Genomic DNA, 6,600 nt, shown 5'->3' on the forward strand with positions numbered 1-6,600 from the left:
CCGTGGGAACCGTTAGCTCTCACCCCTGACAACATTTTAGGGGCGGGAGTTGTTTTTTTGCCCCAAAGAAAGGAAATGGATTGTTATGATTAACATTACCCTGAAAGACGGAACCATCATGCAGGTCGAGGATGGTGCTACTTGTCTGGATGTTGCCAAGCAGATTTCTGCTGGTCTGGCGCGCGCCGCACTGGCAGCAGAGGTGAACGGAAAGACCGTTGACCTGAAGACCCCGCTGGAGAAGGACTGCACGATGAGCGTCCTGACCTTTGACGATGACATGGGCAAGTGGACCCTGCGTCACACCGCTTCTCACGTTCTGGCACAGGCAGTCAAGCATCTGTATCCGGACGTCAAGCTGGCAATTGGTCCGGCTATTGACAACGGCTTCTATTATGATATTGATTCCGAGCATAACTTCACGCCGGAGGATCTGGAAAAGATCGAGGCAGAGATGAAGAAGATCGTCAAGCAGGGCATTCCGATGATCCGCGAGGAAGTTTCCCGCGAGGATGCCCTGAACCTGTTCCGTGAGAAGAACGAGCCGTATAAGGTAGAGCTGATTGAAGATCTGCCGGAGGGCGAGCTGATTACGCTGTATCATCAGGGCGACTTTACCGACCTGTGCGCTGGTCCGCACTGCACGGATACCTCGAAGGTCAAGGCATTCAAGCTGACGTCCTGCACCGGCGCATACTGGCGCGGCGATGAGCACAACAAGATGCTCCAGCGTATCTACGGCACAGCATTCCCGAAGAAGACCATGCTGGACGAGTATCTGGCAGCTGTCGAAGAGGCAAAGAAGCGCGACCACAACAAGCTGGGTCGTGAACTGGAGTACTTTACCACCGTTGAAACGCTGGGTCAGGGTCTGCCTGTTATGCTGCCGAAGGGTGCTCGTGTCATCCAGCTGCTGCAGCGTTGGGTAGAAGACGTCGAGCAGGAGCATGGCTATCTGCTGACCAAGACCCCGCTGATGGCAAAGCGTGAATTCTTCCGCATTTCCGGTCACTGGGATCATTATCTGGACGGCATGTTCATCATCGGCGATCCGTATGATGAAGAGAAGGAGTGTCTGGCTCTGCGTCCGATGACCTGCCCGTTCCAGTATCAGGTATACCTGAACCGTGCGCGTTCGTACCGCGATCTGCCGATGCGCTTGGGCGAGACTTCGACGCTGTTCCGCAACGAGGACTCCGGCGAAATGCACGGCCTGATTCGTGTTCGTCAGTTTACCATCTCTGAGGGTCACAACGTTGTTCGTCCGGATCAGCTGGAAGAAGAGTTTAAGGACTGCCTGGATCTGGCACATTACATGCTGGATACCGTTGGTCTGTGGGAGGACTGCTCGTTCCGCTTCTCGCAGTGGGATCCGGCAAACCCGAACAACAAGTACGAGGGTACCGCAGAGCAGTGGGAAGAAGCACAGGCTACGATGGCACAGATTCTGGACGATCTGGGCGTACCGTATGAAGTCGGCATTGATGAGGCTGCCTTCTATGGCCCGAAGCTGGATATTCAGTACCACAACGTACACGGCAAGGAAGACACGCTGGTTACCATCCAGATTGATATGCTGCTGGCACAGCGCTTCGGCATGTATTACACGGATGCAGACGGCCAGAAGAAGCTGCCGTACATCATTCACAGAACTTCTCTGGGCTGCTACGAGCGCACACTGGCATACCTGATTGAGAAGTATGCAGGCTCCCTGCCGACTTGGATGGCACCGGAGCAGGTACGTGTCCTGCCGGTAACCGACCGTGCCGCAGACTATGCGGATGAAATCGGCAAGAAGCTGCTCAAGAAGGGCTATCGCGCAACCGTAGACCATCGTTCGGAAAAGCTGGGCTACAAGATCCGCGAGGGCCGCAACGAGCGCATTCCGTATCTGCTGATTGTCGGCGATAAGGATCTGGAGAACAACACGGTATCCCCGCGTCAGCGTGCAGACGGTGATCTGGGTGCTATGAGCTTTGAAGAGTTCGAGGCTCAGCTGGCAGAGGTTGTTTCTACCAAGGCAAAGAAGTAAAATAAGTTATTCTTCGGGCTGTTCGAGCACGCGGTGCAGCTGGGTATTGGCTTGCACGCGAATTTCGTACAGCACACCCGGCTCCAACGGTCCGAAGAGAAATCGTCCCTGCGCATCGGTGCAGCTGACACCGGCAACCGCGTCCGGCTCAACGCCGCCGGATGCGTATAAGACGGCCAGAGCGTCGGAGATCGGCGCGCCGCTGTCATCCGTGACTGTGCCGAGAAGCACAGGACGATCCGGCTCGCGCAGCGTCACATGGGTTTCCACGATTTCCTGTGCAGAGGGACGGACATAGAAAATAGACTGCATAAAGAGCACCTCCGGCATGTACTGATGCTTCAGCGTATGCGGAAGGGGCGAAAAGGTGCATACAGAAAGGAAAGATATTCATATGAAGATGAGCAGTATGCTCGGCGCCCGCTTTAAGGAAACTCCGGCGGATTGCCAGTTAGACAGCCATAAGCTCATGATCCGTGGCGGCTATATGAAGCAGCTGACCACCGGCATTTACTCCCTGTTTATGCCGACCAAGCGTATCTGCAAGAAGATTGAGAACATCATCCGCGACGAGATGGACAAGATTGACGGACAGGAAGTCATGTTCCCGGTTGTTATGCCGGCATCTCTGTGGCAGGAATCCGGCCGCTATGAGTCCATCGGCAGCGAAATGGCTCGTTTTAAGGACAGAAGCGGTCAGCCGGTTGTTCTGGGCATGACGCACGAAGAGGCGGCTGTCCATCTGGCACGCGGCACGGCACAGTCGTATTCGCAGTATCCGTTTATGATCTATCAGATCCAGACCAAGTTCCGCGATGAGCCGCGCGCCCGCGGCGGTCTGATTCGTGTTCGTGAGTTCACGATGAAGGATGCGTATTCGTTCCATACGTCGCAGGAAGATCTGGAAGCATACTATGAAAAGTGCTATCAGGCATATGTCAATATCTACCGCCGTGCCGGTGTGCCGGAAGTTATCGCGGTAAAGTCTGACTCCGGTATGATGGGCGGCAGCGTATCGCATGAGTTCATGCTGCTGACCGATTGCGGTGAAGACACCATCGTGCTGTGCGATGAGTGCGGCTACAGCTCCAACATGGAAGCTGCAGACTGTATCGTTGATGCACCGGAAACCACAGAGGCTCCGCTGGAGAAGGTACACACCCCGGGCACCAAGACCATTGAGGCTGTCTGTGAGTTCCTGCACGCACCGGCAAATGCATCGTGCAAGGCTGTTGTCTATCAGAAGAATCTGACCGATGAGTATGTCATTGCGTTTATTCGCGGCGATCTGGAGGTCAATGAGACCAAGCTGCGCAATTTCCTCGGTGAAGAGATTCATCCGGCTGAAATCACCGCAGAGAGCGGCATTGTCGCTGGATTTATTGGACCGGTAGGTCTGCCGGAGGGCGTTTCTTTCGTCATTGATCAGTCTCTGGCTGCACTGAACAGCTCGGTTTGCGGCGCAAATGAAGAGGACTATCATTATACCGGCTACAACGTCAAGCGCGATACGCCGGACGCACCGATTGCAGATTTTGCTAAGACCTATGAGGGTGCAACCTGTCCGTGCTGCGGCAAGAAGTCGATTCGCATCAGCCGCGGCATTGAGGTCGGCAACATCTTCCAGCTCGGCACCAAGTACACCAAGTCCATGGAAATGACCTATATCGGTCAGGACGGCAAGCCGCATTACCCGATTATGGGCTGCTATGGCATCGGTGTTGGCCGTCTGTGTGCATCGGTATGCGAGGCAAAGCATGACGAATACGGCCCGATCTGGCCGATGAGCATTGCTCCGTGGCAGGTACACATCTGTGCCATCAAGGCAACAGATCCGCAGGTACGCGAGACCGCAGATGCGCTGTATAACAACCTGCAGGCAGCTGGCGTAGAGGTACTGTATGATGACCGCAAGGTCAGCGCAGGCAACATGTTCTCGGATGCCGATCTGCTCGGCGTGCCGGTACGTGTTATCGTCAGCCCGAAGACCATCAAGCGCGGCTGTGTCGAAGTGTCTAAGCGCGACAAGTCTCTGCGTGAGGATGTTGCTCCGGAAGAAGCACAGGCATATGTAGAGAAGCTGGTTCAGTCCATGCTGGACGAGCTGAAGTAAAAAGCAAGCAAAACAAAACGGCAGGCAGCGACCATCACTGCCTGTCGTTTTTCTTTTTTGCAGAGAGGAGATATGATGTTTCAAGCATTGAAGACAGCAGTTGGCTCTGGGACATTTACGGCTGACAGCGCGATGGAAGCGACAAACGATGCGACCAATGACGTCATTCGCGGCGTACAGTCGGTTACGTCCATGATGCATCTGCCGTCATGGTTCGGACGGCTGCTGTTTATTCTTATTACCATTCTCGTCATGCTGTGGCTGGTGCGTTTTGTCAATCACATGTTTCGGCGCACCAAGGAGGCGATGTTGGCGACAGGAAATACCGATGTCACCCTGTTGTCCTTTGCGCGGTATGTCATTATCGTTGGCATTTATTTTATCGGCGGCGTCGTTGTGGTGTCGAGTATTCCGGGAGCATCGGACTCCCTGACAGCGCTGTTGGCATCTGGTAGTATTGTCGCTGTCGTTGTCGGCTTTGCCGCACAGGACACGCTGGGCAATGTCGCGGGCGGCGTGATGATTCTGTTTTTCAAGCCATTTATCATCGGTGACTTTGTGCGCTATGTCGATTCCAATGTGTCCGGTGTGATTGAAGAGATCACGCTGCGCCATACGGCGATTCGCACGCCGGAGAACAAGCGCATTATTATTCCGAACGGTACGATTAACAGTGCGGTCATTGAAAACGCCAATTACGCCGATAAACGCATTTGTGAATTGTTTAACGTAGGAATCACCTATGAGAGTGATATGGAGAAAGCCATCGAGATTTTACGCGATGAAGTCATGCGGCAGCCCCTGCATCTGGACATTAGAACAGCGGAAGAAAAGTTGACGTTGCCAGAAGTGAAAGTTGAAGTTGTTGAACTTGCAGATTCGGCGGTTATTTTGCGTGCGTGGCTGTGGGCGGAGGATCAAACGGCTGCGACGGCACTAAAATTTGCACTCAATCGGTCGGTTAAAAACCGATTTGATGCAGAAAACATTGAATTTGCGTACCCTCACGTGACAATTACAAAGTGACGGAAAAGCCGTCATCCCTGCTTCAGATTCTCTGCGAGCAGGGATTTTTTTGTTCTGTTCCCTATTTATATCGCGAATTTGCGATTGCTTGACATGGAAAAGCTTGGGTTAAAACGCACAAAAACAAGAAGTACGAATTGTGTGAATTAAATAACGAAAAAATCTAGATATGGAAAAAGTGCACAAAACAAAATGCAAAAACTTGTATAGTTTGTTGAGAATTAAGATTGCGCGATTGCGAGAAAGTGTGTATGATATAGGCAAGCTAAAGGAAAGACATCCGGAAGCCAAAACAGACGAAAGTCTGAGGAGCAAATTGAAAGCTCCAGATAAACAAGCGTCATTTCTAAGACGCACACACACAATTACGAATGTTGGAGGTGAGTCAATCATGAAACGTTCATTCAATCAGATGGCAAACGCCTATGTCAAAGAGCTTCGCAAGAATAAGATTGACCAGGCCGTTATTCATATGTTTGGTAAGTAAGAGAAAACACATCGCATACGATATACTATAGGAGGAATAAATCATGGGATTCTTTGGAGAACTGACAAGAGCAAGAATGATGGAGCTGTCCGGCGAGAAGATCGCATACGCAGCACGCGCTAAGAAGAACCACTAAGTCGAAAGACAACTGATATACGAGAAATACAAGGAGGAACGAATCATGGGATTCTTTGGTGAACTGACAAGAGCAAGAATGATGGAGCTGTCTGGCGAGAAGATTGAGTGCGTAGCACGCAACAAGAAGCGTCACTAATCATACAGAACACATCCTGCTAAAAACAAACCGTTTATAACACTTACCGATAGAGGAGGAACGAATCATGGGATTCTTTGGAGAACTGACAAGAGCAAGAATGATGGAACTGTCCGGCGAAAAGATTGAGTGCGTAGCACGCAACAAGAAGCGTCACTAATCATACAGAACACATCCTGCTAAAAACAAACCGTTTATAACACTTTACCGATAGAGGAGGAACGAATCATGGGATTCTTTGGAGAACTGACAAGAGCAAGAATGGTAGCACTGTCCGGCGAGAAGATTGAGTGTGTAGCACGCGCTAAGAAGCGTCACTAAGCACTGACGAGCTATCTATATAAAATATTGCAGCATCTCAATGATACCGACGTACGGGCGGCAGAGATGCTGCTTTTTTTCGTCAATTTTGGTAAAAACCATGACAGAACATAGGGTTTGTGGTATGATGAAAACACGTGAACAAAAAGGAGGCGGTGTTCATGAACGGAATTCCATCAGAAACGTGGCGTGTGCGCCGCAGTGCAGATATTATTGCACTGACAACTCTTGCGGAGATGGGAATCAATTGTCTGCTGTATCCGATTATGCCGCTGTTTCCACAGGCGGCAGAAGGCTCGTTTCTCTATGAGATGGAAGATATGCTGACCTATTTGCTGATTTTTGTC

General features: G+C 51.4%; 5 protein-coding genes. 4 read left to right on the top strand and 1 reads right to left on the bottom strand.

What is annotated here, in order from left to right; translation table 11 throughout:
- Window positions 1–85 precede the first annotated feature (85 nt).
- On the top strand, window positions 86–2,032 hold the full coding sequence (thrS, locus tag ACR0P9_RS05910) for a threonine--tRNA ligase (protein WP_432618227.1): 1,947 nt from the start codon (window positions 86–88) through the stop codon (window positions 2,030–2,032).
- A 6-nt stretch (window positions 2,033–2,038) separates the two neighbouring features.
- Here the strand turns inward: thrS and ACR0P9_RS05915 are convergent, their stop codons facing one another.
- Complete coding sequence (locus ACR0P9_RS05915) at window positions 2,039–2,344, bottom strand: carboxypeptidase-like regulatory domain-containing protein (protein ID WP_432618229.1); 306 nt, start codon at window positions 2,342–2,344, stop codon at window positions 2,039–2,041.
- Window positions 2,345–2,426: 82 nt separating this feature from the next.
- Here ACR0P9_RS05915 and ACR0P9_RS05920 point away from each other — a divergent pair, with 82 nt between their 5' ends.
- The 3 genes from ACR0P9_RS05920 to ACR0P9_RS05930 form a co-directional block, all read left to right on the top strand.
- A complete protein-coding gene (locus ACR0P9_RS05920) occupies window positions 2,427–4,145 on the top strand; it encodes a proline--tRNA ligase (protein ID WP_432618231.1) in 1,719 nt (572 codons plus the stop codon).
- A gap of 72 nt (window positions 4,146–4,217) precedes the next feature.
- Complete coding sequence (locus ACR0P9_RS05925) at window positions 4,218–5,171, top strand: mechanosensitive ion channel family protein (protein WP_432618233.1); 954 nt, start codon at window positions 4,218–4,220, stop codon at window positions 5,169–5,171.
- 1,243 nt (window positions 5,172–6,414) lie between these two features.
- A partial coding sequence (locus ACR0P9_RS05930) for a hypothetical protein (protein WP_432618235.1) occupies window positions 6,415–6,600 on the top strand: 186 nt, incomplete at its 3' end.

This window comes from Butyricicoccus sp., assembly GCF_050872565.1.
GTDB lineage: Bacteria > Bacillota > Clostridia > Oscillospirales > Butyricicoccaceae > Butyricicoccus_A.